This is a genomic window from uncultured Thermosynechococcus sp., from assembly GCF_937958135.1.
Taxonomy (GTDB): Bacteria; Cyanobacteriota; Cyanobacteriia; order Thermosynechococcales; family Thermosynechococcaceae; genus Thermosynechococcus.
In genome coordinates this window covers 1-3,686 of the sequence record NZ_CALGOG010000099.1, presented here as the reverse complement: position 1 = coordinate 3,686, position 3,686 = coordinate 1, and the positions used below count along the sequence as shown (strand labels likewise).

Here is a 3,686-nt window from a genome sequence, read left to right as displayed (position 1 = left end):
CGTTCTGCCACCATGGGTGTAATCCGGTTTTCGCCAATGGCCGGGATCCATTTCACCTGTTTGATGGCTTTGAGAGCTTGCTCACGGAAGCCGGCCACCGAGGCAAACCACTGCTCCGTGGCCCGGAAAATCGTCGGCTCCTTGGTGCGCCAATCATAGGGATACTTGTGGTTGTAGGGTTCTTCCTTGAGGAGGGCACCTGCTGCTTCCAGAGCGCGGATCACCGCCTCATTGCCACTGCACTCAGGCTTTTGGGAGAGCACATCCAAGCCGGCAAAACGCTCCCCGGCCTCGGCGGTAAATCTTCCCTGGTCATCCACGGGACTAATGATGGGCAGGCCATATTTTTGCCCGGTTTTGAAGTCATCTTCCCCGTGTCCGGGAGCCGTGTGGACAATGCCAGTACCCGATTCAGTGGTCACATAGTCCCCCAAAACACAGAGGCTGGTGCGGTCGTAGAGGGGATGCTGGCCTTGGGAATGTTCCAGCGCGGATCCCGGTAACGTTGCCTTCACCTCTAGAGGGGTTTCCCACACCTTTTCCAGGCGCTGCCGCAGATCTGCCGCGATCAGGAGCAGCCCGAACTTGGGTGACTCCACCACTGCGTAGGTGAGTTTGGGGCTGAAGCAGAGGGCCAAGTTAGCTGGAATGGTCCAGGGGGTGGTGGTCCAGATGGCAGCCCGCAGCCCCGGACAATAGGGAGCCAAAACCCCTTGGGCCCTCGGGCTGAGGCTTTTGAGAGGAAAAGCCACATAGATGCTGCGGGAGATGTGATTGTCGGGGTACTCCAGCTCTGCTTCCGCCAAAGCCGTCTGGGAACTGGGGCTCCAATGGACGGGTTTGAGGCCGCGATAGATATAGCCTTTAAGGGCCATTTGCCCAAACACCTCAATCTGGGCAGCTTCGTATTCCGGGTTCAGGGTTAGGTAGGGTTGATCCCAAGCTCCCCATACCCCCAAGCGTTTGAAGCTGGCCCGTTGGGTATCGACATAGCCTAGGGCGTATTCTTTGGCCTTTTGCCGCAGCTCTAAGGGGGTGAGCTTTTCTCGCACATGGGCGGGCAGGCTTTGCAACACCTTCAACTCAATCGGCAATCCATGGCAATCCCAGCCAGGCACATAGCGCACCTTGCGTCCCTGCAGAAGCTGGTATTTGTTGATGATGTCCTTGAGGATTTTGTTGAGGGTGGTGCCCATGTGAATGTCGCCATTGGCGTAGGGCGGCCCATCATGCAGCACAAAGGGATCCCCGCTGTTGCTTTCGGACAAACGCTGGTAAATTTGCTCTTTCTGCCAAAAGGCTTGGATGGCGGGCTCTTTCTTGGCCGCCTCTGCCCGCATGGAAAACTCGGTTTGCGGCAGGTTGAGGGTACTTTTGTAGTCCACGGCAAAACAGGTTAGAGGGCGCTTCTCTATCCTACGCTGTTGCCGGGAAAGGAATGTTCTCTCCGCTGCCCTCTGCAATCGGGTGGAGAACCCACCTTATCAGAAAGCACCCCGTCATAGGGATTTATGCTAACCTTTGGGTGTCGTCTAGTAAGGGAGGTGCTTTGCGAATGCCAGATAGTAGTAGTTGTAAGGGTCATCAAGTTGGGTTCAGCCGGCTGTGCGCCGGGGCTGTTCTCTGACGATTTGAACTTAGATCCTTCGGCCTGCTGAAGAGTCTTCATGTTCTTGCTCGCTTGGAGTTCCTCCCGGCAGTCAGGTTCCAGTTGAAGGCCCGCTAGACCGCTCTTCTCTGTTGCCAGTGATTCTGTCTTGGCAGGGGAAGAGCGGATAGTCTTGCAACTCTACGCATAGCGGATTTGGATTGAAGGTTCAATGGAGTCGGTCAAAACTCAAAAATCATCAAAGATCAAGAGTTGTCGTTACACCTGAGGTAGAGCATCATACAAACCTGAGTAATCAGCAGTCTCTGGGTTTTACAGGTATTTTCGCCAGAATGCCCCTGACTAAGGACTTTGTTCCGCTGCTGCGGTAGGGCTGTGCACCGTTCCAAGAACGCTTAGCATCATGCGTAGCGCCAGTAGTCGCGGGGGTAAGTCAAACTTTTACCGTACCCCGATGGATCCCTGTCTCATTCCTGTCAAGCTGCCCGGCAGCCAGTATGACATTCTCATCCATTCTCCTGAAGGACCAAGCGGCCACAGCCTGATCCAGTTGGGATCCCAGATGCAGGCGCGGGGGCTTTCCGGCAAGGCTTTGGTGGTAAGTCATCCGCTGATTGCCAAGCACTTTGCTGCTCCTTTGATGCAAGGGTTACAGGCTGCAGGGTTTATTCCTCACCTGTGTTTGTTGCCTGCTGGCGAGCGCTATAAAACCCTCCGCTCCCTTGCCAAGATCTATGACGCGGCCCTGGCCTCTGGGTTGGAACGCGCCTCTTGCATGATTGCCTTGGGGGGTGGGGTGATCGGAGATATGGCGGGGTTTGCGGCAGCCACCTGGCTGCGCGGGATCCCCTTTGTGCAGGTCCCCACTTCTCTATTGGCGATGGTGGATGCTGCTATTGGCGGCAAAACCGGGGTTAATCACCCAAAAGGGAAAAATTTGATCGGGGCTTTTCACCAACCCCGTCTGGTGTGGATTGACCCAACGGTGCTGAAAACCCTGCCTGCCCGGGAGTTCTCCTCTGCCTTAGCCGAGGTTATCAAATATGGTGTGATCCAGGCGCCGGATGTGTTTGAGTTTCTGGAGGAGCGGCCTAAGCTGAGCCGCTATGCTGACTTTGCCCCGGCAGATTTGCATCACCTGTTGGTGCGTTCTGCCGAGTGTAAAGCCTGGGTGGTGCAACAGGATGAAAAAGAAGGGGGCTTGCGGGCCATCTTGAACTATGGCCATACTCTTGGGCATGCTCTGGAAAGTATCACCCACTATCGCCGCTATTTGCATGGAGAAGCGGTAGCCGTGGGTATGGTGGCAGCAGGGGAGATTGCCCGACAGATGGGGTGGTGGAGCGCTGCTGAGGCAGAGCGGCAACGCCGCCTGATCGAAAGGGCCGGTTTGCCTAGCCAGTGGCCGACTGGGATCCCTTGGGAAGCGGTGGTGCAAGCGATGCAGGCGGATAAAAAGGTTAAGCAGGGGCGGGTTCGTTTTATTTTGCCGCGCCGCATCGGTCAGGCGGAACTCACGGATCAGATCAACCTGGATCAGGTACGGGCTGCTGTAGAGGCAATCACCGCTGCATAGTCGGTACTGTCCCTCACTTCTGTCCCGGATATCCGGATTCGTTGGAAGGACTGCTGCAGTCAAGCCAGGAGGGGGCTGCACCATTGAGTAGAGATGATTTGCATAACCTTGGGATAGTCTGATCAAGCTAGGATCCAGTAGCGGAACAGGACAAAGCTCTGGGAGTTGCCGTCTGTGAACGATTATTCGCGTCGCCCCTCCTCTGGTCAGGGCTCTTGGCCAGACTACCTGCGGCGGATCCGGCAAGGGTCAGCTCAGCTGGGATCCCAAATCGCGCTGCTGGTGGTCTCGGCTTTGCGCGGTCCACGTGCCCAGTGGAGGGTGTTGGCTCTGTCGGGGTTAGCCCTGCTGGGACTGGCTTTTTGGAATTGGCGGCTGAGTCTTTCTCTGCTGGTGGGTTCCTTGGTGATGTTGGGCCTATACACTTTGCGCAGTCGGGATCTAAGGCAGCGCTGGCAAGAGTTCCAGGCTTGGTTTCGGCGAGGGGATCGCTCCCTGTTG

At 56.3% G+C, this 3,686-nt stretch carries 2 protein-coding genes and 1 pseudogene; 2 read left to right on the top strand and 1 reads right to left on the bottom strand.

Annotation, left to right across the window (positions count from 1 at the left end):
- Positions 1-1,340 (bottom strand): class I tRNA ligase family protein (locus tag Q0711_RS11170; protein WP_299042604.1); only part of this gene is annotated, 1,340 nt, incomplete at its 3' end.
- Between the two features lie 723 nt (positions 1,341-2,063).
- Here Q0711_RS11170 and aroB point away from each other — a divergent pair.
- Positions 2,064-3,185, top strand: coding sequence for a 3-dehydroquinate synthase (gene aroB / locus Q0711_RS11165; RefSeq protein WP_366519123.1), 1,122 nt, complete (start codon positions 2,064-2,066; stop codon positions 3,183-3,185).
- Between the two features lie 174 nt (positions 3,186-3,359).
- Positions 3,360-3,686: pseudogene (locus Q0711_RS11160) on the top strand (hypothetical protein); the annotation flags it as partial.

Excerpts from the sequence above, each read along its gene's own strand:
- aroB (WP_366519123.1), top strand. The coding sequence starts at position 2,064 with ATGGATCCCTGTCTCATTCCTGTCAAGCTGCCCGGCAGCCAGTATGAC.